The organism is uncultured Methanobrevibacter sp. (assembly GCF_947166415.1).
Classification (GTDB): Archaea; Methanobacteriota; Methanobacteria; order Methanobacteriales; family Methanobacteriaceae; genus Methanocatella.
In genome coordinates this window covers 1-26,134 of sequence record NZ_CAMVEE010000011.1, presented here as the reverse complement: position 1 = coordinate 26,134, position 26,134 = coordinate 1, and the positions used below count along the sequence as shown (strand labels likewise).

General features: G+C 37.6%; 26 protein-coding genes. 12 read left to right on the top strand and 14 right to left on the bottom strand.

Annotated elements, in window-relative coordinates; translation table 11 throughout:
* Positions 1-4 precede the first annotated feature (4 nt).
* Positions 5-1,729, top strand: coding sequence for a Na+/H+ antiporter NhaC family protein (locus Q0W25_RS03585; protein ID WP_298519029.1), 1,725 nt, complete (start codon positions 5-7; stop codon positions 1,727-1,729).
* A gap of 25 nt (positions 1,730-1,754) precedes the next feature.
* Here the strand turns inward: Q0W25_RS03585 and Q0W25_RS03580 are convergent, their stop codons facing one another.
* Complete coding sequence (locus tag Q0W25_RS03580) at positions 1,755-2,270, bottom strand: hypothetical protein (RefSeq protein WP_298519026.1); 516 nt, start codon at positions 2,268-2,270, stop codon at positions 1,755-1,757.
* Between the two features lie 102 nt (positions 2,271-2,372).
* Between Q0W25_RS03580 and priS the strand changes: the two genes are divergently transcribed.
* Positions 2,373-3,350 carry a DNA primase catalytic subunit PriS gene (priS, locus tag Q0W25_RS03575; RefSeq protein WP_298519023.1) on the top strand — a complete coding sequence of 326 codons (978 nt, stop codon included), beginning with the start codon at positions 2,373-2,375 and terminating at the stop codon, positions 3,348-3,350.
* Between the two features lies 1 nt (position 3,351).
* Here the strand turns inward: priS and Q0W25_RS03570 are convergent, their stop codons facing one another.
* Both Q0W25_RS03570 and cofH read right to left on the bottom strand, forming a co-directional pair.
* Positions 3,352-3,939 (bottom strand): thymidylate kinase, encoded by a 588-nt coding sequence (locus Q0W25_RS03570; protein ID WP_298519020.1) that lies wholly within the window; start codon positions 3,937-3,939, stop codon positions 3,352-3,354.
* 13 nt (positions 3,940-3,952) lie between these two features.
* The gene (gene cofH, locus Q0W25_RS03565; protein WP_298519017.1) at positions 3,953-5,071 is read right to left on the bottom strand and encodes a 5-amino-6-(D-ribitylamino)uracil--L-tyrosine 4-hydroxyphenyl transferase CofH; all 1,119 of its coding nucleotides are present in this window, start codon (positions 5,069-5,071) and stop codon (positions 3,953-3,955) included.
* A gap of 201 nt (positions 5,072-5,272) precedes the next feature.
* Here cofH and comD point away from each other — a divergent pair, with 201 nt between their 5' ends.
* Positions 5,273-5,764, top strand: coding sequence for a sulfopyruvate decarboxylase subunit alpha (comD, locus tag Q0W25_RS03560; protein WP_297825954.1), 492 nt, complete (start codon positions 5,273-5,275; stop codon positions 5,762-5,764).
* Between the two features lie 4 nt (positions 5,765-5,768).
* On the top strand, positions 5,769-6,314 hold the full coding sequence (gene comE, locus Q0W25_RS03555; protein WP_298519013.1) for a sulfopyruvate decarboxylase subunit beta: 546 nt from the start codon (positions 5,769-5,771) through the stop codon (positions 6,312-6,314).
* Here comE and Q0W25_RS03550 read toward each other — a convergent pair whose 3' ends face one another.
* Complete coding sequence (locus tag Q0W25_RS03550; protein ID WP_298519010.1) at positions 6,315-6,674, bottom strand: zinc ribbon domain-containing protein; 360 nt, start codon at positions 6,672-6,674, stop codon at positions 6,315-6,317.
* 138 nt (positions 6,675-6,812) lie between these two features.
* Here Q0W25_RS03550 and Q0W25_RS03545 point away from each other — a divergent pair, with 138 nt between their 5' ends.
* Positions 6,813-7,076 (top strand): MarR family transcriptional regulator, encoded by a 264-nt coding sequence (locus Q0W25_RS03545; RefSeq protein ID WP_298519006.1) that lies wholly within the window; start codon positions 6,813-6,815, stop codon positions 7,074-7,076.
* 153 nt (positions 7,077-7,229) lie between these two features.
* On the opposite strand, the gene Q0W25_RS03540 is transcribed toward Q0W25_RS03545, so the two are convergent.
* From Q0W25_RS03540 to comA, 6 genes are all read right to left on the bottom strand, one after another.
* Positions 7,230-7,766 carry an Ig-like domain-containing protein gene (locus tag Q0W25_RS03540; protein WP_298519003.1) on the bottom strand — a complete coding sequence of 179 codons (537 nt, stop codon included), beginning with the start codon at positions 7,764-7,766 and terminating at the stop codon, positions 7,230-7,232.
* Positions 7,767-8,095: 329 nt separating this feature from the next.
* Positions 8,096-10,405 carry a ferredoxin:CoB-CoM heterodisulfide reductase subunit HdrA gene (gene hdrA, locus Q0W25_RS03535; protein ID WP_298519000.1) on the bottom strand — a complete coding sequence of 770 codons (2,310 nt, stop codon included), beginning with the start codon at positions 10,403-10,405 and terminating at the stop codon, positions 8,096-8,098.
* Complete coding sequence (hdrB, locus tag Q0W25_RS03530; protein WP_298518997.1) at positions 10,402-11,343, bottom strand: ferredoxin:CoB-CoM heterodisulfide reductase subunit HdrB; 942 nt, start codon at positions 11,341-11,343, stop codon at positions 10,402-10,404. Before hdrB ends, hdrA begins: the two co-directional genes overlap by 4 nt.
* Positions 11,340-11,942: a ferredoxin:CoB-CoM heterodisulfide reductase subunit HdrC gene (hdrC, locus tag Q0W25_RS03525; RefSeq protein WP_298518994.1), complete on the bottom strand. Its 603-nt coding sequence runs from the start codon at positions 11,940-11,942 to the stop codon at positions 11,340-11,342. Before hdrC ends, hdrB begins: the two co-directional genes overlap by 4 nt.
* Positions 11,943-11,950: 8 nt before the next feature.
* Complete coding sequence (locus Q0W25_RS03520; RefSeq protein ID WP_298518991.1) at positions 11,951-13,201, bottom strand: methanogenesis marker 16 metalloprotein; 1,251 nt, start codon at positions 13,199-13,201, stop codon at positions 11,951-11,953.
* A gap of 12 nt (positions 13,202-13,213) precedes the next feature.
* Positions 13,214-13,984: a phosphosulfolactate synthase gene (gene comA, locus Q0W25_RS03515; RefSeq protein WP_298518987.1), complete on the bottom strand. Its 771-nt coding sequence runs from the start codon at positions 13,982-13,984 to the stop codon at positions 13,214-13,216.
* A gap of 123 nt (positions 13,985-14,107) precedes the next feature.
* Between comA and Q0W25_RS03510 the strand changes: the two genes are divergently transcribed.
* The 6 genes from Q0W25_RS03510 (at position 14,108) to Q0W25_RS03485 (ending at position 19,095) form a co-directional block, all read left to right on the top strand.
* The gene (locus Q0W25_RS03510; protein ID WP_298518984.1) at positions 14,108-14,824 is read left to right on the top strand and encodes a UPF0280 family protein; all 717 of its coding nucleotides are present in this window, start codon (positions 14,108-14,110) and stop codon (positions 14,822-14,824) included.
* Between the two features lie 189 nt (positions 14,825-15,013).
* Positions 15,014-15,301: a UPF0058 family protein gene (locus Q0W25_RS03505; RefSeq protein ID WP_298518982.1), complete on the top strand. Its 288-nt coding sequence runs from the start codon at positions 15,014-15,016 to the stop codon at positions 15,299-15,301.
* Positions 15,302-15,367: 66 nt separating this feature from the next.
* A complete protein-coding gene (locus Q0W25_RS03500; protein WP_298518979.1) occupies positions 15,368-16,741 on the top strand; it encodes a 2,3-diphosphoglycerate synthetase in 1,374 nt (457 codons plus the stop codon).
* 91 nt (positions 16,742-16,832) lie between these two features.
* Complete coding sequence (gene mtxX / locus Q0W25_RS03495) at positions 16,833-17,549, top strand: methanogenesis marker protein Mmp4/MtxX (protein WP_298518976.1); 717 nt, start codon at positions 16,833-16,835, stop codon at positions 17,547-17,549.
* Positions 17,550-17,566: 17 nt separating this feature from the next.
* The gene (uppS, locus tag Q0W25_RS03490) at positions 17,567-18,331 is read left to right on the top strand and encodes a polyprenyl diphosphate synthase (protein ID WP_297825993.1); all 765 of its coding nucleotides are present in this window, start codon (positions 17,567-17,569) and stop codon (positions 18,329-18,331) included.
* Positions 18,332-18,333: 2 nt separating this feature from the next.
* Positions 18,334-19,095, top strand: a complete 762-nt coding sequence (locus Q0W25_RS03485) for a TatD family hydrolase (protein WP_297825996.1) — start codon at positions 18,334-18,336, stop codon at positions 19,093-19,095.
* Here the strand turns inward: Q0W25_RS03485 and Q0W25_RS03480 are convergent.
* The 3 genes from Q0W25_RS03480 to Q0W25_RS03470 are packed head-to-tail and all read right to left on the bottom strand — an operon-like array spanning position 19,092 to position 20,376.
* Positions 19,092-19,460 (bottom strand): hypothetical protein, encoded by a 369-nt coding sequence (locus Q0W25_RS03480; protein WP_298518972.1) that lies wholly within the window; start codon positions 19,458-19,460, stop codon positions 19,092-19,094. The genes Q0W25_RS03485 and Q0W25_RS03480 overlap by 4 nt on opposite strands.
* Before the next feature lie 26 nt (positions 19,461-19,486).
* On the bottom strand, positions 19,487-19,984 hold the full coding sequence (locus Q0W25_RS03475) for a hypothetical protein (RefSeq protein WP_298518970.1): 498 nt from the start codon (positions 19,982-19,984) through the stop codon (positions 19,487-19,489).
* Positions 19,981-20,376 carry a hypothetical protein gene (locus Q0W25_RS03470; protein WP_298518965.1) on the bottom strand — a complete coding sequence of 132 codons (396 nt, stop codon included), beginning with the start codon at positions 20,374-20,376 and terminating at the stop codon, positions 19,981-19,983. Before Q0W25_RS03470 ends, Q0W25_RS03475 begins: the two co-directional genes overlap by 4 nt.
* 97 nt (positions 20,377-20,473) lie before the next feature.
* On the opposite strand from Q0W25_RS03470, the gene cobM reads away from it, so the two are divergent.
* Positions 20,474-21,226, top strand: a complete 753-nt coding sequence (gene cobM / locus Q0W25_RS03465) for a precorrin-4 C(11)-methyltransferase (protein ID WP_298518962.1) — start codon at positions 20,474-20,476, stop codon at positions 21,224-21,226.
* A gap of 210 nt (positions 21,227-21,436) precedes the next feature.
* On the opposite strand, the gene Q0W25_RS03460 is transcribed toward cobM, so the two are convergent.
* Positions 21,437-26,134 (bottom strand): hypothetical protein (locus tag Q0W25_RS03460; RefSeq protein WP_298518959.1); only part of this gene is annotated, 4,698 nt, incomplete at its 5' end.

Here is a 26,134-nt window from a genome sequence, read left to right as displayed (position 1 = left end):
ATTTATGAACATAAACGACAATATGAAAATCGGACTAATAACTGCTTTTTCTGTAATAGCTCTTTTTGTATTATCCCTTGTAATCACTCAAGCACCTGCTAGTGATGATAATGCAGTAAGATTTGGGGTTTTAACATTATTACCTCCACTTGTAGCTATTATATTAGCATTTATTACCAAAGAAACAATTCTATCACTGTTTATTGGAGTTTTCGTTGGAGAATTCATGGTTTCTGTAAATAATTTAAACATTATTGAAAGTGCTATCAATGCTTTCCTAGCTTTAGGAAGCCAAGTGATCGGCTGTATGGCTGACCCATGGAATGCAGGTATTGTTCTTCAATGTTTACTTATCGGTGGTATTATTCAATTAGTTACCAAAATGGGTGGGGCAAAAGCTTTGGCGGATGCATTGGCTAAACGTGCTGATACCCCTAAAAAAGCTCAACTTATCACATGGTTCTTAGGATTATGTGTATTTTTCGACGACTATGCAAACTCTTTAATCGTAGGTCCTATCATGAGACCTGTTATGGACAAACTTAAAGTATCCAGACAAAAATTAGCATTCGTTGTTGACGCAACTGCTGCTCCTGTTGCTGGTATTGCAATCATTTCTACTTGGATTGGTTTGGAAATCAGTTTAATCGCTGAAGGTTTCAAATCAATCGGAATGAACGTTAGTGGATTCGGAATATTTTTACAGACTATTCCATTTAGATTCTATAACATTTTGATTTTAATATTCATTGTAATTTCTGCACTCACATTATATGAGTTTGGACCAATGAAAAAAGCGGAACAAGAAGCTCGTAAAAGAAAAGACTCAGAACCTGTAAAAGCTCTTGAAGCTCCAGGATTCGATGAAGTACAACCTGTTGAAGGTATCAAATTAAGCATCTGGAATGCAATCATTCCAATCGGTACTTTAATCATAGGTGCTCTTATCGCATTCTACTGGAGCGGTTACACCATCATCTTAGGTGGGGAAGATCAAGCACTTATCGCTATCATGAAATCTTCACCATTATCATTCAATGGTATATTTACAGCTTTATCCCAATCAGACGCATCCGTTGCTTTGTTCCAAGCAGCATTGCTCGCTTCAATCGTAGCTATTGTAATGGCTGTTCTTCAAAAAATTATGAGTGTCGAACAAGCTATCGCTGAATGGGTTGGAGGTATGAAAACCATTGTTATCACTGGTGTAATCCTATTGCTCGCATGGTCCTTAGGTGGAGTAATCGGAGAAGTAGGTACTGCTAACTATCTAGTAGGTATCCTCAAGGATACAATTCCATTCTGGATTTTACCAACTTTAATCTTCGTATTAGGAGCATTGATCTCATTTGCAACAGGTACATCTTACGGTACAATGAGTATCTTAATGCCATTGACCATCCCTCTCGCTTGGGCGGTTTCACCTGATATGGGATTCGTTGTTACCTGTACAAGTGGTGTATTGACTGGAGCTATCTTCGGTGACCACTGTTCACCTATTTCAGATACTACAATCCTGTCAAGTATGGGTACTAGCTGTAACCATATTGACCACGTTCAAACACAAATTTACTATGCAATCTTCGTTGCAATCATCTCAATCGTATTCGGATACATCCCAGCAGGATTTGGAGTTGCTTGGTACTTCTGTATCCCAGTCGCAGTTATTGTGATGTTCATCGGTTTAAGAGTGCTTGGTGAAAAAGTAGAATTTGAAGAAACTGCTTAAGTTTCTTCCTTATTTTTTATTTTTTTTACATAGAAGACTGTGAAAACTTAAATGGATTATGCTCTTCATATATCGCATCATAATACTTATTCAGAATTGATGATTCCCACATATTATAATTTTCAAGCTCGTTTTTTTCGAAATTATATGCCAGAAGTCCAATTTTCCTTTCATATTCATCAATACCATTCTGGTCGCAAAAATCAGTTATTATATCCGGAATATATTCGCAAGGGTCATCGCTGCTGAACTCCAGAAATTCATCATATTCACTTTTGGAAAAGAACTCTTCGGCATCAATAGGGTCTTCGTTTGCCTTTATTGTAAACAATTCAATGTATATATTGTCCGCCAGAGGCAACTGGTTATGCTCAATGCCCAAACCGTATACCTTTCCGTTTTCCAAATTCAAAACTGTATGACCGGTTCTTTGAGCAGCAATCCAATTATCGAATGCTGGCTTTACAATTTCTTCAGGAGTTAAACTGGAAAGAACAGTTTTTAAATGTTCAACTCCAATCACTTCAACTATTTCTTCCATGATTTAATATTTAAAGGAACTATTTAATAAAATTATTAATTGTTTTTGTGAAAATGCGCACTTTAAGAAATAATATATACTTTAAAAAAGTAATTATTAATCATGTTTTCCAAAGCTACTCTAAAAGAAAGGAGACAATACTACCGTGAGGAATGGTCCGAAAAGGACTTGCCGGAATTCATAAGTAAAGACATTAAAAAAAGGGAGTTCGGTTTTGACCATAACGGCAAAGGCCCTAACGACAGATATAAGGTCTTTAGAGGCACTGAATCTTTGAAAAAATTTCTAAGATTCAAGTCTCCTTTTGCAGCTTACATTTCAGTAGCATTTTACAACAACCCTAGAAGAAGGGAAGACTGGCAGAAGGCAGAATACATTTTTGACGTCGATGCAAAGGACATTCCAATAAGAACCTGCCAATGTGACGGCGTATGTGAAGTATGCCTAGGCGAAGCTTTGGAAATTGTCAATAGCCTAATTGACACATTGGAATCCGACTTGGGCCTTAAAAATATCCATCTGATCTATTCTGGAAGAGGATATCACATCAGAATTCTTGATGAGGAGATGATGGTTGCAAACAGCGAACTCCGCTCTGAAGTGTTGAAATACGTTGCTGGTGCTGAAGTACCGAAATCACAGTTCGTCAATCCCGAAATTTCAAACAAAAGCTTCAATTTCGAACATTTCTCAATTCCAGTTGGATATTCAAAGATATTTACAGATAAAGTCAAGTTCAATATCCAGCATCTGGTCGGGAATGAAAAACTGGACGGCATAAATCCCAAATTGATGAAAGACATCATGGATGCAAGGCATCACCTGGAAGATAACAACTGGGGATATTTCAAAAGGGATATCGGTCCTAGAAGATATAAAAACCTTGTTGAAGCAATGGCAAGAGTAAACCTCGCTACAATTGACGCTAAAGTAACAATAGACTTAAAAAGAATTCTTAGATTACCTTCATCACTTCACTCAAAAGTAAGCATGAAATGCATGGAAGTAAAAAATAGGGAAACATTCGATCCGTTTTCAAAAGCAGTTCCTAAATTTGTTTATGAAAGAAAAGACGTTTAACTCATTTTGCAGGCAGTTTATCTGATTCTAAACATATTTTCTTTATTTTTTCAGAGATGATTTCAGGAGAATCATCACTTGGAATCACATTCCATTCATATGTGACCTTTTTGGCCTTGGCACGTGCCTTTTTCAAGTCCTCAATATTTTCAAACATTTCTTCATCTTCATTACGTGCCTTGATTCTTCTTAAGGACTCTTCCGGAGACACATCCAAAAAGAACATGCAATCTGATTTCGGTAGAATGAATGAAACAATCCTATATACGATTGTGTCAACGACATTCGGAAGATATGCAACGGCAATTGTATATCTAGAAAAGATTAAAACATCTGTTTTTTTATTGTAATAATACATATGAACAGACCTGAGCGCATCCAAACCATAATAAAAAGTCGCTTTGATATGATTGAGTTTTCCTGTTTTTAAAAGAGCCTGCTTTGATTTTTTGCCGAATTTATTGTCATTGCATGGATGGGACCGGATAACTACATCACGGCCTTGACCTTCATACATTTCCGCGATTAGATTAACCTGCGTATCCTTACCGCAGCCGTCCAAACCATCAAAAACAATAAACTTATTCATAAAAACCACCTGACTACTCAATCGGATAGAATTCAGTGTATTTGGAATTCCTTTCTATTGGATTTCTGCCCAAATCCTTAACCATTCTGCTTAAGGTATTTATTGATGCATCAACTCCATCAGGAGCACCTGAAGCTTCAGACAATTCATCTCCTCCTAAAGTGCCTCCCAAATCATTGGCGCCTGCTGTCAATACAACTTGGGCAAATCTGAATCCCAATTTTACCCAGGACACCTGAATGTTTGGAATCAAATCCCTTAACATCAATCTGGAAACTGCATATAACTTTAAATCCTGAGTTCCAGTAGCTCCCAGGTTGCTTTGGCCTTCCAAAAAGATTGGAGAGTACTCGTGCATGAATGTCATTGGGATGAATTCAGTGAATCCGTGAGTATCCTCTTGGATTTTTCTGATAATGTCAATGTGTTCTACCCTTTCTTCCAAAGTTTCCACATGACCATACATTATTGTAGCGGATCCCGGAATTCCCACTTCATGCGCGGTTTTGACAATGTCAATCCATTCCTGGACAGTCACCTTTTCAGGGCATATTATTTCTCTAGACCTATCCGTTAATATTTCAGCTGCAGTTCCAGGCAATGTATCCAGACCTGCACTTTTAAGCCTTTCACAGCCTTCAGCAAAGTCAATACCTGAAACCATACACGCATCACTAATCATTGTCGGTGAAAATCCATGAATCATCACATCAGGATATTCCCCTTTCAACAATTGAAGCAAATGTTCGTAATACTCAATATCGGCGTCTGCAAGCACACCACCCATTACGCAAAACTCGTGAGCACCCTTTTCTACTGCACCATGAGCCTTTGTTAAAATAGCTTCATCATCTAGAATATACGCATCCGGGTCGTCGGCATCCTTTCCGAATGCGCAAAAACCACATCTGACAGTACAGATATTTGTGAAATTGATATTGCAGTTATTGATGAAGGTGACATTGTCTCCAACAATTTCCTGCCTCAAATAATCGGCTGTCGCAAGCAATGGATAGAGGTCTGGACCCTTAACGTTCATTAAATGATTAGCTTCTTCAACAGAAATTTCCTCATCCAAAGCCTTGGTCAGGATTTTTTCTGTTTCGGGTGTAACGGATAGTCTTTCAAACATGATTATATATTAACATAAAATTAAATAAAAAGTTTTCTATTAATTAAACTATTTGTATTAAAATGTACATTAATAAAAATAAAAAACATTAATTTTTATCAAAAAAAATTGAAAAACATCGAAAATCTATGACTTTAATATTGAAATAGCTATTTAAATGATGAATTATAAATCTTAAATAACATTAAGAGAAGTGATTTTATGGACAGTAGCGAAGCTATTTTTGATGGCCTTAAAGATGTTGGAATCGACTTTATCGTTAGCGTTCCATGTGTTAACCTATCAAAATTATTGGATATGATTGATGAAGACGAAGAAATAACCCATATTCCCGTTACACGTGAAGAGGAAGGAATAGGAATATGTGCAGGAGCATATCTTGGGGGCAAAAAGCCTGCAATACTGATGCAGAATTCAGGACTTGGAAACTCAATTAACGCATTGAAATCATTAATGGAACTCTATGAATTCCCATTGCTTATGATAATGAGCCATAGGGGAACTGAAGGCGAAAGCATATGCGGACAGGTCCCTATGGGTAAATCAACCCCAAGAATATTGGAAGCTATGGATTACAGGTTTTTCAAACCTGGAAATCCTGACGGAGCCTATGAAGACATAATTGAAGCCTGGGACTTGTCCTGCGAAGAGGGAAAGCCTGTTTCAGTGCTTCTGGAAATAAGCTATTGGTGATAACATGGTAAGAAGAGAAGCGATAGTCGACATTATGGAAAACATAACTGATGAAATCGTTGTATGCAATATCGGTTTTCCTTCAAGGGAACTGTATGACGTAAAAGACAGACCTGAAAACTTTTACATGATCGGATCAATGGGTCTTGCATCATCAATAGGATTTGGCCTTGCACTGGCACGTCCAGATAAGGATATTGTTGTAATCGATGGTGACGGTTCACTTTTAATGAATATGGGTTCTCTTGTAACTGTCTTTGCCCATAATCCCCGTAACTTAACCTGGATTGTGATAGATAACGGCGCATACGGTTCAACAGGAAACCAAGATACCTACGCACAGGTGCTTGATTTGTGTGAGATTGCAAAAAGCGTCGGATTCAAAAACAGCTGCAACTTCAAGGATATCGATTTGACGGACGTAATCAAAAGCGATGACTGCAGCTTTGTCGTGTATGAAACTGATGCCGGAAACTCAAAGGCACCGATAATTGATTTGAGTCCTATTCAAATTAAAAAAAGATTTATGAAAGCTATTGGCAAACAATAGCTAATTTCTTATTTTTCTTACAATATAGCCGATTCCACGGCAAACAAAATAATAAAACAGACCTGCGAAAATGCAGAGAAATGCTGAAAAAATAAAATTAAAAGAACCTAACCTCAAATGATATCCGCTCTGCACCAAAAATCCAAAAATGTATAATGCAAATATGATTATTCCTGCAAGCTTTGCTTTGGAAACTCTCCTTTCTCCGGTTTTTTCATCATGAACCATCAAAATATTATCTATCCAATCGAAATCCATGTCCACGACAGCCTTGCCTGTGAACTTATGGCCACATTCAGGACAGAACAGTGCTCCATCAAATGTAATATTCTTTCCGCACTTAGGGCAATTTTTTGACATTTACTGACCTCAAATATTATTATATCAGTTTTTATTAAATAATTTTCGTTTATCTTATGTTAACATTATGATTAAAACAATATAAAAAAATACAAATGATATATAAAGACTTTTTAGATAATCTTTACAATAATTAATATGGATGAAATGGAGTTATATAAAATTCTGGGATATGTGAAAGTATCACCTTACAGAACAAACACATTAAGGTCAATAGGCAGTGATTTGAAGATGCCTTCAGAAATCGCCAAGGAGATTGATGTGAGGACCAGCCAGGTATCATCAGCACTTGCAGATTTGAAAAAGTATGACCTTGTAATCTGTGTCAATGAGGAAGTCAGAAAGGGAAGGCTGTACAAATGTACTGACTTGGGTTTGCAGATAATTGAACACCTCGATTAAATTTCATCTACGACCATTTAAATAATATCTTATTTTTACAAGTACATAATTATAATTTGAAAATTGAATTTGCTTAAGGCTAATTGTTATTTTTACATAAACTGATTTAACCATCTACATTAGAAAATGTAAATTAAAGGTTTTTTCAAAATTTCAATCGATTTTTACCCACTCGTTATTTCCCAAATGTTTCCAATGATGATAATCCGGAGCATATTGAACCTCACCTGTGTAAATTACCCTTCCCGCATGAGCACTGTAAAAGGCACCAGGGTCATTCGAGATGGTTGAAACTTCAGCCTGTTTTACCTCTTCTAAAACAGTAATTTCTTTTATAGATGAGTTTGAAGCGTATATTTCATCGCCATTATAATCAACTTTGACTGTGTAATTACCAGGATCCAAATCAATTTTCATTGTTGCAATTCCATACTTGTTTGTAACGGAAAAATAGTTATATGTCTCATTGCCGTTAGTGAATGTTATATTGACTTTCTTGTCAACAATTGGAGTTTTATTTACATCCATCAATTGAACGTTCAATGAATCTCCTCTGCAGATAGTGTCATTTACCATAATATCAACATAGGCGTCTTCCTTCAGATTGTTTGAGAAAAAGGTCAAACAAACGGCAGCTGCCAGGATAGCTATTACAACTAAAAGAATAATTATTAAGTGTTTATCTTTCATTCAATCACCAATATGATTAATGCATAATATAAATTGTGTTTAAAATGTTATATAATGATTTTTATTTGTGTGTAAAACTAGTGGTCTTTTGACAAGAACATTCTTATCCTCGAAAATGGGGTTAATTTCAATGGTTTTGAGAAAATCTGTCCAATGTTATAGAGAGAAAATGATGTTCTCACAAAATTTTTTAAATAATGGATTTGAATGAGTTAATTAGCTATTTAAAGGAAAATTTTGGGTGTTTTTAGTGAATGATTTCCTTAAAAAGATTCAAAACCATTTAATAAAAAAAATAGGGCAGATAAAAAAGTTATCTGCAAAAAACGCTATAATCCTGCTTCATCCAATTCGGCAATTTTCTTGTCGAATTCATTGAATTTTCTAGCAAGTCCTGAGAAGTACGGAATATACACTTTTGAAAATGTAATCCTATCAGGATTTTGACCCATTTCCGCAATTCTGTCTTTAACCCTTTGGATTTTACGCTCAACTTCATCATACATCAAATCACCAGGGAATTCTCCGATGAATACGCCATCAGCACCGTTATCAAGTGCATATCTGATGTGTCTTGGCCTTACTCGGTTTACAGAAATGACCTTGATGATATGAATGGATTCCGGATAGGACAATCTGTTTACTCCGATATTGTCTGCGGCAGTATAACCTATATTGTCTAAAAATACAAGAATCATGCGCTGACCGTCTTGCTTTTTGGACAGTACTCCCTTGATGGTGGACATGATTTTCTCATCAATGTTTCCATTTACAGTAATAGCTCTCTGTTTGCATCCAACAAGACATTTTCCGCAGCCGGTGCAGCTCATAGGATCGATGTAGATTTCATCGTTTTGTATGCTCATGGATTTGTATTTGCATCTCTGGATACAATCGCCGCACACTATGCATCTTTCTGTGTCTATTTCTGCAATGAACGGCTCTATTTCCACACCACCATAGTTATACTCTCCGACCTTTGATGCGGCTGCAGTTGCCTGCATGATAGAATCGGTAATGTCTTTCGGCTCATGGGCGGTTCCGCAAACGAATATTCCCTGAACATCGGTTGCCACAGGCTTGATTTTAGGATGTGACTCCTTGATGAAACCGTCTTCTGTTGTTCCTACATTCAGGATTTTGGCTATCTCTTCAGTGCCTTCTGAAGGTTCCATTGCAGTTGAAAGAACCACCATATCCGCCTCAATTTCAACGAATTCTCCTTTCAAGGTATCTTCAGTTCTTACAATGAAATTGTCACCTTTTTTGACGACTTCACCTGGACGTCCTCGCAGGAACCTGACTTCATTTTCCTGGGTGTGCTTGTAGTACTTTTCAAACATTCCAGGAGTTCTTACATCAGTATAGCATATCAGAACATCTGTGTCGGGATACTTGTGCTTGATGATATTTGCGTTCTTCAAGGCCACAGTACAACATATCTTTGAGCAGTATCTGTGTCCGTCAGGCTTTTCATCACGTGAACCTACACACTGAATCATGACAACCCTCTTTGGAACTTCACCATTGGATTTCAGGAGCTTTCCTTTTGTAGGGCCGTTTACTCCTGTAATACGTCCCAATTCTGATTGTGTGATTACGTCATCATATCTTGTATAGCCGTATTCCGGACGCTTTTCCATGTCAAACAGCTTATGGCCTGTCGCAACAACTATTGAACCGACTTGCAGAGGTATCTTTTCAGGTTTTCCCCTAAGCTTAATGGCCTTCATGGTACAGACTTTAACGCAGTTGCTGCATTTTGAACAGTTATCCATGTCTATAACATAGCTTTCAGGATATGACTGTCCGAATGGCCTGTAGATGGCTTTTCTCATTGAAAGATTGTCATTCCAGTCATTGGGAACTTCAACTTCACAGACTTCAGCGCACTTTCCGCAGGCAATGCATCTTTCAGTATCGACATATCTAGGATATTTCTCTACAATCAGATTATAGGTTCCTGCTCTCCTTTCTGCCTCGATTACCTTCGCATTGGTTATGACTTCAATGTTTTCGTTCCAGACAAGTTCATTTAGAATAGGGTTCAAAAGGCACATTCCACATTCTTCTGCAATTTTGACAGGTGAAAATACCTTACCTATTTTAGCCATATGCCCTCCAATGGAAGGAGTCTGTTCTATAATGGTTACCTTTGTTCCCTGCTTTGCAAGGGACAATGCGGCATTCATTCCTGCAATTCCCCCTCCTATTACTGCCACGTCATCAGGAGTCTGGCAGTATATTGGGTCAACAGCATCGGACTGCTTTACCTTTTCTATGGATGCGTTGATGAGAGTGATTGCCTTGTGGGTTGCCTTTTCCTTGTCGTCATGTACCCATGAGCACTGCTCGCGGATGTTAGCCATGTCCATGAGATAAGGATTTAAAGGCTTTACATAGTCCTGGAAGGTCTTTTCATGGCTTATCGGTGAGCATGCAGCTACTACTACTCGGTCAAGGTCATAATCAAAGATTGCATCACGGATTATCTTACGTCCGTTCAAGGAACACAAGTTTTCAAACTGTCCTATGAATTCAACATCCAATTCTTCGCGGACCTTATCCAAGTCCACAATATCTGCAATATTTCCTCCACATTCACATAAAAACACGCCAACTTTCAAATCATCCCTCATTTTTCAACCTCCTTCAACTCTTTAATCACTGAATCTATCGGTACCGTATGGGCTTTTGCTCCTATTACCTTATTCATATCCCCTCCCATTGCCAATGCAATGAATTGGGCAATGTTTAGATGGATTGCCCTGAAGTTCCTGCCTTCACGCTCTGATATCAAATGCTGATACCTGTCAAACTGTATATGGCAGTTTGGGCATAAATGGACCAAAATGTCCACTTCCTCATCATCGATTGCATTCATTTTGTCTGCAGTGGCTGTAAATGACAGTTCCGGATTTGAATATCTCTGGCGGAACCCTGTTCCACATGTTGTCCTTTTGTGGTCATACCATCCGATTGTCTTGCAACCGCACTCCTCTATAAGCTCATCCATAATGTTTGGATCCCTTACACCACCAATGGTATCCTCATAGTGCACTTTGCAGTAATGGCATCCGTGGTGGGTTGCAATCTTATAACCGCTCAAGTCATATTTTATATTATCTTTTATCTTATCCTTTTTGCCGTATAAAATATCAACGACATGGAAAATGTTTTCTGTAGGCTTCAAGTCATCCTTTTCATATTTCAAGTGGCTCAAGCCATTTTCATCAAATAACTGATTAATATGATTTCTCAACTCATCCTTGGTGTTAAGCAATTTAACTGATTTCTTGTTGATTGCATAGCATGTCGCACACATCATGACCAGATTTGGCCTGCCAATTTCTCGGGCTATCCTGAAATTGCGCGCTCCGATAGCTGTTGTGTCTATCTGGTCAAACACATCCGAATAATGTCCAAGTCCGGTACAGCATGTCTGCTTTTCTGAAATTGCATAATCTATTCCAAGCTTGTCAAATACGAACTTTGTTGACGCTTCAACACCAGGATACTCTACGCTTACAAGGCAGCTTCTAAATAGAAGAATGTCCTTATCGGGAATGTCTTTCATTTTTCATCCTCCTGAGTTGACCTGATCTTTTCAATCTTATCCTTAAATCCTGTTATGGTCAGTATCTTGCTTACTTCATCAATCACTTCACTGGATGGCATAAGCGGTGGGTCCAAATCCAATTCTGTTCTTATTTCATCCAAATTCTGCCTGAAGTCCCACCATCCGGGAACATCCCTATCGATGTCTGTGAAAAATATTTCCGGAATAGCTCCGATTGCTGCTGTAAAATATGAGTCCGCGAATCCCAGGTATTCATAGAGCTTGTCATATCCTATTCCGTTTTTAATCGCAAACTGCTTGAGAATCTGGTTTACTTCACATACGCTGTTTCCAACCGGACATATGCTATGGCAGGTATAGCAGTAAAAGCAATTCCAGATGTTATCGTCCTCTAAAATTGATATGTCTCCTTCCAGAACCCTTTCTATTATTTCACGGGGATTGTAATCGGAATGCCTTGCAGCGGGACATGTTGAAGTGCACATTCCACATTGGACACACTTCAAAACACCATCTTCCTTTGAATTCTTAACGTCCCTGATGATATCCTCTGCAAAATCTATCGGTGAATCAGTAATTTTTTGTTGATTAGTCATATGAACGCCTATAGTATAAATTCTTTATTTTCAAGCATTTTCTTTAATCTCAATGATAATTTGTTTGCTCTCAATCTGTCTGATTGCCTGCATATGATTGGAATAGTGACATTCTCCCCATTGATATTGAGGTCCACGTCACCGGTTTTCATCTCAAATGCACCTTTGCGGCAGAAGTTGGCACACATTCCGCAGCCAAAGCAGTATGCAAGGTTCAGTCTTTCATCCTTAAATGCGTTTGTAGGACAGATTTCCTCCACAAGACAGCTGTCGCAATTTGAACATTTGGTCTTGTCGAATTTCGGCCTCAAGTCATTTCCTTGCCACATTTCCTTATAGTTGGTATTGTCCAGCGGCAAATGACGTCCCTTAATGTCTGCTACAGGCAAATCGATGTCCTCATCTTTTACAAGCAGATTATTGTAGATTTCTTCATTAAGTACAGGTATCGGAATGGCTACTGTATTGAATATCTCTCCGCCCTGACCTGTCTTGAATCCTCCGAAGTAATACGGATCCATTTTAGTTAAATCAGCAGATATCATCAAGTTCGGCTTTTCGGCACTTGACCTTGTTCCGTCTCCCAAAATGTATCCCTGTGCACCGTTTACAAGTGCTTTTGAACCTTCTTTAATTACATTGTGAGGAATATCGTTTTGAAGAGGGTTCATGTCTCCGCAGCCTGAAAATGTCAATCCTGAAAGGTTTCCTTCAAGGGGTGTTGCTGCAAATATTGATGAAACAGGTTCATTGTTAGGATTTGTGAATGCAGTGTAATTTTTAAATGCCATCCTTGAGCCTACAATCTGTGCTCTTGTGATATCATTCATTGTTATTGTGTTTTCAATTGTCTTTCCTTCTGCACTTTCGACTCTGACATCGACTTCCTTTCCTTCAAGCAGTTCCTTTAAAAGGAATCCTCCACCATAGTTTTCATCATATATTGAATGTGATGTTCCGTGCAGAATCACATCAACAGAACCTAACCATTCATTAGGGCAAGGCCCTGCAAATGCCGGAACCCCGTTCAGGTAAACTTCATTGGCCCTTATGAATTCCCCAGGTTCTGAAATAATAAAATTAAGGATTGCTGCAGTTCCGCTCATCACACCGCATGTTCCTGTTGTCACTGCGTCAACTTCATCGAAACTTGGTGAGTTGCCTTCTTTTATGAGCTTTTTGAACTCTTCGGCAGTGTAGATATTTGCTTCGCCATCGTCAATCTTTTGATTGATTTGTGCTATGCTTCTTTCAGTCAATTTAATTCCCTCTTATATTTTTCCAACTGTATCTCCTCTCAATCCCCTTCTTAAGGTCTCAAGAGAGGTTATGTCATCACTTGAAATGTTTCCCAGATTAACTGTGTTTCCAAGCTTTAATATGAAAAACACCTGCTGGTCCTTTGCGGGAGCTTCCCAGAGAATCTTATCTCCAGCCACATTATTGAGTATGTAATCTATTTCATCCTCTTTTGCCTTTCCTGCCTTGTCGAAGATTCCAATGTTCTTTCCGCCTTCCCTTGCTTCGACAATTATCAGGGAAGATCCTGCCTGCAGCTCTTCATTCATGTATTCTATCCTTTCATCCAGAGACAGTTCCTTGTCCAGAGACGGGTCCTTTTTTCCCACTTCGGACAATACTTCAAAGCCGTCTGATTTTGCAAGCCCAATGCATTCAAGCTTGTCCTCATGAGGAATGTTTACTGATCCGTCAGATATCTCAATTGCCGGAAAACCTAAATTGTGGGCTTCTGAGAAAAACTCCTCCAATTTATCTTTTTTATAAGCCAATTCGAATAAGGTTCCTCCGGTATATGGAGTGATATCATGATTTTTATACATCTCCACTTTTGCCTTTATGATGTCCTGTTCATGCACGATGGAAGTTCCCCAGCCGAATTTCAAATAGTCAACGTATTCTCCTGAAATATCCATTAGGCTGCTTGCGGTTTCAAGGCCCAAACCCTTATCCAGAACCATGGTTATTCCACATTTTCTTGGCTTTTCTTCTCTGTTAGTTGATAAAAATTCAAATGATTTCACAAATATCACACATGTCAATTTTTTTATTGGATATATTTACTATTAAGTTATTGTATATAACTCTTTTTAAGATTTTGCCTTTATTGAAAAAATTAAATAGTAACTCCCAATAAAATATCAACTATGCACATTGAAGAAATCAACTTGGGCGAGACCCACATCAGATTAACGACCGATTTGGAAAATCATGGCCTTAAAAGATACATCCATTCCATAAGGTCCGATTTGAAATCATATATCCGTAAAAATCAGGACTTCCTGTTGTCAATAGAACCGCTTAAGATAGACTGCGAAAATGAAAGCCAGATTGTTAAAACCATGCTTGAATCATCAGTTATTGCTGATGTAGGGCCTATGGCCTGTGTCGCCGGCACAATTTCCGAGTTGTCATTGAATCACCTTATTGAAATGGATTCTAAATATTCGATTGTGGAAAACGGAGGAGACATTGCATTGATCAATGATGAAAAGGTGCTTTGCGGAATCTATTCAAACAATGAAACTCTTGGAAATGAAATAGCATTTGAAATCAAGGCCAGGAAAAAGCCTTTGGGAATATGCACATCTTCCGGAAAGATTGGTCATTCAATCAGTTTCGGCTCATCTGACAGCGTTACAGTAATAGCCAAAAGCCCCTCAATAGCTGACGGGCTTGCAACCAGAATAGCAAATGAAGTCAACGGAGAGACCTCAGAAGCAAAAGTGGCAAATGCCCTGGAGGCCTGTGAAAATTTCAGGGAATTTTTCGAAGGCATACTATTAATATCACAAGACAGCATAGGAACCGTCGGCAAGCTTCCTAAAATAGTTGAAACCGAAGAATTCCACATCAAATTATAATCCATCAACGAAACTTTATAGTATTTAAAACGAAAATTGAAAATCCAATTATTGTAACCCTTTTTTGATAAAATATTTAAATAGGATTAACTAACAATATAATATCAATAAATTAAGTAGTAATAAATTATAATTCATATAATTTATGTTTTAACTAATGGAATAGTTAATTAAAAAGGTTAGATAGTTATGTATAAGGACGAAATGATACAATTACATCAATTTTTAGTATATGTTTTAAAATACCTCGCAGAAGATGACCAAATAACTAATGACTGTAGCGAATATATCACCCTAAAAATAAGCCCTCACCACATACATAAGACAAAAGCCGAACATAAACATGCTATTTTTGTCCTTTGTAAAATCATTTCACAATTGATTGCTGATAAGGAAGACGATTCAATTCCTGAAAACGTCCGCAATTCATTAGCCGATTTAGTTACAAGATCCGAAAAGGAACTTCGTGTAGCTTAATCCCATTTCTCTTTTTTTATTAATTTCAAATATTTTTAAATAATAATAGCATTCATACTTAATATTATGAAAGCTGTTAACAAAATGCTCTGTTTGGTTGACGGTGAACACTATTTACCAGTTACTAAAGAGGCAATAGATACTTTAAATAACCTGGAACATATCGATATAGTCGCAACTGTTTTCATAGGAGGAACCGAAAAGCTCAGGGATGATTCCGAAGAGTCATATTCCGAAAAGCTGGGGGTTCCGGTTCAATTCGCTAAAGACAAAGACATTCCATATGACCTTATCGTTGAGATGATTAGAACTTACAAAGCGGATACCGTAATGGATTTGAGCGATGAGCCTATTCTAGATTACCCTAAAAGGTTCAAGATTGCCTGCAAGGTCTTGAATGAAGGTATAAGCTATGAAGGCCCTGATTTCAAATTCGAACCTACAACCCAATACGAAATCATGGAAAAACCATCAATAACCATCCTTGGAACAGGAAAACGTATCGGAAAAACTGCAGTTTCCGGGTTTGTCTCTAGATTAATTGATAATAACGGATATGAACCATGCGTCATTGCAATGGGTCGCGGAGGACCTGAAGAGCCTGAAGTTGTGCATGGTGAAAAACTGGAGATTAATGCAAAATTCTTGCTTGAACAATCCGAAAAGGGAGTTCATGCGGCAAGCGACCATTGGGAAGATGCATTGATGAGCAGGATATTGACCATAGGATGCAGACGATGTGGCGGCGGAATGGCTGGTGAAGTGTTTATGACAAACATGAAAAAAGGAGCAAAGCTTGCCAATGAAGTCGACGCCAAATTTGCGATATTTGAAGGAAGCGGAGCAGCAATACCCCCAATCAAGACCGATAAAAAAATCGTTCTCGTTGGAGCAAACCAGCCGATTGAAAATTTAACCACTTATTTTGGACCCTATAGAATCGGTTTGGGAGATCTGATTATCTTAACCATGTGCGAAGAACCAATGGCTGATGATGAAAAAATCAAAAACATTGAGGAATTTGTCAATGAAGTAAATCCCGATGCTACTGTGATATCCACAGTATTCAGGCCTAAGCCTCTGGGAGACATCGCAGGCAAAAAGGTGCTCTTTGCAACAACCGCTCCTGAAGGGGTAAAGGACAAGCTGGTCGACTATCTTGAAAGGAATTATGATTGCAAAATCATTGGAACAACCGCACATCTATCCAACAGGCCACTATTGCGCCAGGACATGGAAAAGTATATGGACAAGGCTGAAGTCATGTTGACAGAGCTAAAGGCTGCCGCTGTTGATGTGGCAACAAAGGATGCGATAGCTGCAGGCCTTGAAGTAATATACTGCGACAACATTCCAGTTACAATCAATGAAAGCTATCCCGATTTGGCCGAATCCGTGCTTAATCTGGTAGATAGTGCAATTGAGAATTTCAATAACTAGATTTGGAAAATTTCATTTTTCCAATTATTTCCTATTTTTCTAAAAAAAATTTGAAAAGATTATTTATAATGAATGATATATTATTAAATTAATGAAGAGGATAGCTATCGGTGTTGGAGAAAATGAAAATATTATACAAGCGTGTCATATTTTTAAAGAAAAACACCCAAAAACAGATATACAACTCATTTATAGAGATGAAGATTTAGTTAAGGCAGTTTTGGACAATAAGATAGACGGTGTAGTCCGCGGTTCACTTCCCGCCTCTAACATTATGAAAGAACTCAAGGAACACTATCCTAATTTGTCAAGGGCCACCTATGTTAATGGCGATGAATACGAATTCCTGTTAACTCCTGTTGGAATTGATGAAGGAACCAGTGTTGAGGAAAGATATGAAATGGCAATGCACTGTGTTGAATTCCTTGAAAGACTTGGAAAAACCCCTAAAATTGCAGTTTTAGCTGAAGGAAGGGAAGATGACTTTGGAAGAGGAAAGGAAGTTTCCAATTCAATCAAAGAAAGCAGGAAATTGACAAAACTCATCAAGGAAAACACTGATGTAGAGGTCAAAAACTACTTTATACTAATTGAAAAAGCTATAAATGACAAATGCAACATAATCATTGCACCAAACGGAAGGGTCGGAAATATTATCTTTAGATCACTTGTTTTACTTAATTCCTGGCCAAGTTATGGTGCGGTAACATTCGGAATTGATAGAACCTACATCGATACCAGCAGAGACCAAAGTATCGAAGGATACGTTCGCAGTTTGGTATTGGTTCACGATTTGGCTGATGAATAAACTGATAATGGGATAATATGGAAGAAAATATACTGTATAAAATATATGAATGGTATATATCTCGAAATCTGAAACCCGAGAAAATGCCAAAGCATGTAGCCATAATCATGGATGGAAACAGAAGATATTCCAAACTCCAGGGAAACATTGATGTCGTCAAAGGACATGAAATCGGAGTTGACACCCTGGAAAAAGTTCTTGACTGGAGTATCGAACTCGGAATCGAAATCATCACAGTATATGCTTTTTCAACAGAAAATTTCAACAGACCTCAACATGAAGTTGAAGGATTGATGAAACTATTCCTCATAAACTTCAAACGATTAGTTACACACGAAAAGATACACAAAAACGAAGTGAAAGTGAAAGTGGTAGGCAAACTTGATTTAATTCCGGAAAATGTAAGAGAAGCCATTAAGGAAGCTGAAGACGCAACTGCACAGTATGATAAAAGATTACTTAATATAGCTATCGGCTATGATGGACGTTTGGAAATCATAGATTCATTCAAAAAGATTATTAAAGATGTGCAGGACGGCAAAATCACTATCGATGACGTTGATGAGGAGCTTGTCAGCAAAAACCTGTACACAGCAGGAGTCGAAGACCCTAACCTTATTATCAGAACCAGCGGCGAAGAGCGCCTAAGCGGATTCTTACTGTGGCAATCATCATACTCCGAATTGTATTTCTGTGAAACCCTATGGCCGGAACTCAGGAAAGTCGATTTCATAAGGGCCATCAGATCATACCAGGAAAGGGAAAGAAGATTTGGAGTCTAATAATGATTGATACCCACTGCCATCTTGATTTTGAGGACTTTGACGATGACAGGGAAGATGTCGTCGGCAGGGCAAAAGACAAACTTGACAATGTAATAGTTTCAGGATTCAGCAATGACAGCAATATGAAAGTACTGCAGCTTTCAAAAGATTACGAAGGCTTCATTTACCCGACTTTCGGTTTTCACCCTGTTAGCTCACAGAATGCCACTCCCGAAGAGATAAAAATTGCACATGAAAACATCTCCAAACACCTGGATGATATCGTGGCAATCGGTGAGGTCGGAATGGACTACTATTACGTTACCGACAAGGCACTGCGTGAAAGACAGCAGGAAATATTTACCGGCTTTTTGGAGCTTGCCGATGAATATGAGGTTCCTATCGTCATGCACGTCAGGGACTGCGAGAAAAAGACCGTCAACATCATTGCAGAGTATGAAAACATCCCATATTTCGTTTTCCACTGTTACGGCGGCAGCCTTAAGACTGCAAAAAGAATCATGAATATGGACAATGCCTACATGAGCTTTTCAACAATGCTCTGCTACTCAAAACATCACCAGGACCTGGTTGAAAAAATAGATTTGGACTATATCTTAACTGAAACAGACAGCCCGTATCTGGCTATGACAAAAGAAGAAAGAAATGAACCGGCAAATGTTGTAAATGCCGTTTACAAAATAGCTGAACTTAAGGATATGGATGTCGAAACAGTAGATAAGACAACAACTCGAAATGCATTAAAAATTTTCAAAATCTAATAATGCAATGTAAAGTTCAAGTTTATCAGCACATCATTATTTTCTTTTACTGCCTCGATTTCCAATTCGAAATCTGTCAAATCATTCATCACCAGATTAATCAGATGCCAATCCAGCAGCGAATTATTGAGATATACGATAAACTGATTCCTGTCAATCTTTACGGATTTTCTGCAGAACAGCTTGAATGCATATAAATAATATTCCAGTCTGAAAATCAAATCTTCCTTATCTCCGACGCCGTTTATGAAATATTCCTTCAAATCCTCCTGCAGGATTTTTCCTTCATCTCCGGTATCTGCCTTGAAGGTTTCCATCTCTATAAGGTCTTCCATCAGCTGCTGCTTTTCCTTTTCAGAATACATAAAATCACCTAATATTAATTATCGACTTAAATCCATTTAACATTAGCGGTGGTGTAAACATAGTGGGGCGAAAAGACGGGATTGTACAGTCTGTTCGTTGATGAGGTGGAATTGAAGCTGAGGGCTATGGATTTTCTCAGATTATAATTGATCCTGTCGCCAATTGAAACCAGTTCATCATTCGTATAGTCGTTGGAAACTCTTGCATAGACCTTAAACTGAATCCATTGTTTGCCATAATTTTTGTCCATTCCAAGATTGACATAGCTGATATTGACAATGTCTGCCGAATAGGGGTGGAGAAGAGCGGTTTTGGAATTTGCATAATCATCAAATGTATCCTGCGGATAAATTCCTGGCGATGATGCTGAAATTCCCTCCACCGCACCGCTTCTGGCTGCCTGCATTGCAGTATTCAGCTCATTTTGCCCTGCAATGAATACGATGCCCATCATGACAATGACAACCAATACACCAATCAAAAGCAGGTATTCGCCGCTGATTTGTCCTTCATCGCCAATCATGATATCACGACTTTTCCATCTTCCGTTTTTGAAATTCGATAGCTATTTCCACTGTACAGCTTGTATCTGGAATCAATGTTTAACGGAAGAATTAAAGTTTCGCCCTTCTTGTTTGAAAATTCGATTGTAAGCCTATCCTTTTCGACGGTCACTTCATAAAAGCCCGATTTTGAATCAAGATCTATCAGCATGGAATAGCCCTCCCCGTTGGAGTTGACCTGACTTATCGAACTGGCAATATTGTCCAGGATTAAGCGATGATTGACATTTTCTTCAATATTTTTTTCGGACATGATTGATGCCGATGTAAAAAACAACAGTCCTGAAGCAATTATCAATATAATGAAGATTGAAAACAAATATTCTACAGAAATAAAACCTTTTTCATCCATAATTCTTAATTATCGTTAATATAAATAAAGTTTTTTAAAATTTAAAGTCAAATTAAATACAAAATCATTAAATAATATTTGAAATAAAAGATTTATCATGAAAGGAAAAGTTATATTCGTTGGTGCAGGTCCTGGAGACCCTGACCTGATAACCGTTAAGGGAAGAAAAGCAATCGAGGAAGCTGATGTAATCATTTATGCAGGTTCACTTGTCAACAAGGAAGTCCTATGCCCTGCAAAGGAAAGCTGTGAAATTCACAACAGCGCATATCTGAATTTAGAAGAGACTGACGGAATAATCACAGAAGCAGTCAATGAAGGCAAGCTGGTTGCCCGTGTACATACAGGAGACCCTTCAATCTACGGTGCAATCGGTGAACAGATTCGTGAACTCAAAAAGCATGACATAGAATATGAGATAATTCCTGGAGTAAGTTCACTCTTCGGTACAGCAAGCGTCCTTGAAGCCGAATTGACACTGCCTGAAATTTCTCAAAGCGTAATCATCACCCGTCCTGAAGGAAGAACACCAAAGCCTGCAGGAGAAAGCCTTGCCAGCTTTTCAAAGCACCACGCTACAATGTGCATCTTTTTGGGAATCAGCATGATCGACAAGGTAGTCGAAGAGTTGCTTGAAGGCTATGAGGAAACCACCCCTGTTGCAGTTGTGAAAAAGGCAACTTGGCCAGACCAGCAAATAATTAAAGGAACCCTCGCGGATATTGCAGAAAAAGTTAAAGATGCTAAAATTACGAAGACTGCAATGATTGTGGTGGGAGATGTCTTAGACCCTGGTGACTTTAATCCGTCTAAGCTATATGATAAAAACTTTAAACATGAATATCGTTAAATGAGCATCATCTCATTTTTACTTTTTTTATTTTTCTTACTTTGAAAACATCAATGACTGTTTTCCACGCTTTTTTTAAATACGCTTAAAGCATGAGCATCAAAAAATTAGTTATTAATAAAATCTTTTAGTTTTTGAATCCATACTGCAGGATTTTTTAAGTTTTTTAAAAAAAAAAGAAAATGGGAGTTTGAAACTCCCGAACGTGTTTTATTTTTTCCTTCTTAAAGGCAAGACCAACATCACTAACATCAATGCAAGTAACGCTAATGGGTTACCGGTTGCTTTGCTTTCAAGTGATCCTGATTTAGCTCCGGTGGAATGTTTACCTGGTGTGCCATGCACTTTAGGTTCTTCCGGAGTTGGTTTATCTGGAGTTGGAATGACCGGAGTAGGTTTGTCCGGAGTTTTATTGCCTGGAGTATCAGGTTCTGGATAGATTACATTAACATTGGTATTATTGGATGAATTATCGGTTAAGTTTTTGGATAATTTCTCAATAAGTTCATCAGTTAAGTTAGCTATCTCAGATATGTTGTTCACGGAAGCTTGAACAGTTACATCATTTATAAATGATCCAACTTTGGTTGTATTGAATAGGACGAATAGTTTGATTGATTCGCCTGCTTTTAATACTCCGGAATATCTGAATACGTTACCAGATTTAGTCCAGTTTTCACCAACAAATGAATCGAAAATCAATTCTTTTGGATAGTTTTCGAATAATGTTACATTTGTTAAATCAAGGTTACCTGTGTTTGTTACAATAATATCAAATCCGGATTGATTGCCGAGGTATACTGTTCTGTTTAATGAGATTTTATCAACTTTAATCTCAGCTTTGATAGCATAGATTGTATCGTTGGTTGTTTTGTTCTCATCTTCGAATACTACATCAATTGGGTTTGTAATGTTGTCCATTGAAAGAACTTTGAATGTGATATTCAATGTTGTTGATTCGCCAGGAGCCAAGCTGTATGTTAAGGTAAACTCTCTGAAGTCAGTAGTGTCCCAATCACCATTATGGAAAATGTATTTCAAGGATGGAGGATAGTTTTCATAAACTTTAATTCCTTTAAGATCTACATTTCCGAGGTTTGTTACTTTAATGATGAATGTAGCTTCATCTCCTACGTAAACAACTTTATTGACTGCAACTTTGCTTACAACATAGTCAATGTATCTGACAAATGTTGTGTTGTTAGTGGATTTGTTGTCTTTGGTTTCGTTTGTAGTTACAGTAACCACATTAGTTACATTGCCCATTCCAACAGCTTTGAATGTAATGTTCAATATAGCCTTATCGCCAGGAGCTAATGATCCTATGAACCTGAATGTTTTGTTGTCACTAGTTTCCCAGTTAGGGCTGTTTGAAATGAACGCTAAGCTGTCAGGATATTCTTCGAGTACAGTAATCTCAGTCAAGTTAATGTTACCTGTATTGCTTACAACAACTGAATAGACAATTGTATCGTTGACTTTCACAGAGCCGTTCAAGAGTATTTTTTCAACTTCAAAGTCTGGCTCTTTGATGAATGTAGTGTTGTTTGCAGAGACTGTGATTGTTTCGTTTGTAGTCACATCAACTATGTTGACTGCATTACCACCGTCTAAAGCTTTGAAGGTGATATTAAGCACAGCTTGATCTCCTACTGCAAGCTTGTCTGCGTAAACAAATGTAATGTTGTCTGTTGTGCTCCAGCCTTCAGAGGTTATTCTGACAAATTCCAATCTGCTGCTGTCATATCTTTCAACAAGGGTAACATTGTCTAATAAGACATTACCTGTGTTGTTTACGACAATAGTGAATTGTACTTCATCGCCAATATCTACAGATTTGTTCAATGTGAGTTTTTCAACTTTGATTTCTGGATTGATTACATATGTAGTATTGTTGAAAGCTGTTTTGTTTTCAGTTTCATTGGTTCTTACAACGACTAAGTTGGTCATATTGTTACCGGCGATTGTTTTAAATGTGATATTTAATATCGCTTTTTCGCCAGGTTCTAATAATGATCCAGTGTATATGAATGTTCTGTTGTCACTGGTTGTCCAGCCGTCGTTGACAGATACGAATTGTAAACCTTCGCAGTAATATTCAGTTAACCTGATTTGTGTCAGGTTCATGTTACCGGTATTTGTTATGACAACTGTGTATACAACATTGTCTCCGATTGTAACTGTCTTATTCAATGCGATTTTTTCAACTTCAAAGTCGAACTTGTGGATAGTTACTGTTTCGTTGTCAGTTCTGTTGAATTTAGTTTCATTAGTGGATACGACTACAACGTTTGTAGCATTATATCCTTCAACAGCTTTGAATATGAGGCTTAATTCTGTTGAATTGCCTACTTCAAGCATGCCATTATATTTGAATGTTATATTGTCATCGGTAGACCAGTTACCGCTGAATCCGACATATTCCAGGTTGTCAGGATATATTTCCTTAAGTCTGATGTCAGTCAGGTTCATGTTACCTGTATTTGTTACGACAACAGTGAAGTAAACATTATCATTCGGTTCGACATCCTTGTCTACAGCAACTTTCACAACTGTGAAGTTAGGGTTGTAGATGTATACGGTATCATTTGCTGTTTTATTTACAATGTCATTTGTCACATTGATTATGTTTGTAGCACTTCCACCTTTTACAGCACGGAAAGTGACGTTGAATACCTCTTTGTTGTTAGGTTCACAAGCAGATAATGCCCTTTCAAGTTTGAATATTCTGTTTTCGGAATCGTATACCCAACTACCTGTGGATGATACGAATTCTAAATTGTCTGGGAAGTCCTCTTTGACAGTTAAACCGTACAGAGGCATAGTTCCGTTATTCACTACAGTGATTGTGAATGTTACTTCTTCGCCAACATAAACTGTTTTGTTTAAAGCAGTCTTGTTGACTATGAGGCTTGGGTTACCTGCAACTATGCTTGCATTGGCAGTGACATTGTCTGTTTGGTTACTGCCCGCCACAACAACGTTTGTAAGTTTACCGTAATCTGTTGTGTTGAACAGTACATCGAATTCTGCAATTTCACCAGGAGCCAATGTTCCATTCAGTTTAAAGAGGTATTTGCCATTGTTTTCAGCTACTGTCCACACTCCTTTAACGTTTGTGAAGTTGATGTAGTTAAGTCCGTTAAATACACTTTCTTCAACAAATACGTCTGTCAAGTTCATGTTACCAGTGTTTTTGACCCTAATTACAAAGCTAGTGTTTTGATCATATGTGTTGTAGAAGTGTAGATATGATTTTTCTACAGACAACTCATAATTTTGGACAAATACTGAAGCGTTTGCAACAAGATTGATAGGAGTATTGGCAACACGCACATAATTAGTATTAATGCCTTGTTTAGTAGTATTGAATACTATATCAAATTCTACACTTTGTCCAGGGTATAAATCATTATTATACCTGAACATAAGACCAGTGCTTCCAACACGCTCCCATTTACTTGAGTTATCCTCAATATGGTCAAATACGAGTCCTAATGCAGGAATATCTTCAATTGTAAGTTGTGAATAGGAGGTACTTCCACTATTATTTACACGAACTGTGAAAGCAACTTGGTCACCTAAATCAACTGTTGAATTCTTAGCTATTTTTTCTATTGATAAAATTGGACCATAGATGTCTGTACTTGCACTTGCTGTTTTATTTGTTTTTCCATCACTAGCAACTGCATAATTGGTATAATATCCAGGAGTATCACATCTAAAGGTTAGGTATATGCTAGCATAAGTAGAATAACTAGCTGTTGTTGGCATGAATGTCCACCTATGATGATTTGGACCTATTGTAGAGTGAATCATGTAAGAAGGAGCACTATATGATATGAGTTCCCACTCACTTGGGAAAATATCATCCACATATAAGTCAGTGACTTCTGAACCTGATACTGTTATAGTATGATAAAATGGATAGCCTACTGTAGCATATGAACTACCACTTTTAGATACGCTGAAATCAGTATTTCTACTTCCAAGATAGTATCTTGCATTACTGGAGTCTACTTGAGTACCTGCAAGATATAGATATGCGTAATTTGTGGAAGATGTGGAATAGCTAGGGCTTTTCACTTTAAACATAATGTTTAATTGAGATACTTGACCTACTTTAAAGTTTCCACCATATCCTAAAGTTAATCTGCCAGAGCTGTCCCTACTGAAATACCAACCTTTATCAGTGCTTGTGAAACCAATATATTCCAGTTCACTAGAATAATATGAATCATCTAAAGTGATAAACCCATGTGAATCCGCTTCACCATCATTATAGACTGTTAATGTAAATTTGATGAGATCCCCTGCATAGTAAGTATTACTATCAATATACTTATTGACATGCAGGTTTGCCCTCTTAACTGATATTGTGGAGCTTGCTTGAACTTCATCAGGCAATTCATCAACAGTAGCATAAACATTATTTGTATATTGGCTATATGTATCTAAAGACACTTTAGCTACAATCTTTAACTGAACTGTTTCATATGCTTTCAAAGTCCTGTTCAATTTCCATGAAGTTGAAGAAGCACTAATCCATGAACCATCAGGATTTTTAATTCCAACTATAGATAATCCCCTTGGCAAACTTTCCCTAATGACAAGACCATGTAATGGAATATCATTATCGTTTGATACAGTAACTGTATATTCAACTAAATCATCTAAACCAACCTTGGTTACATTTGCAGTCTTGTAAATTGAAATTTCAGGAATCTCAACAATTTTTGAACTGTTCATTAATATTAAATTTTGTCTGGTTGTCGGATTAATGAATGTCTGGAATTGATATTCAGTATCATTAATTATTACAGTATTATTCTCATTGAATGTCATTGATTCAGTTAAATTAATAACATACTGTATGTATGGGTCAGTGCTGTTCCAATATTCACTGTC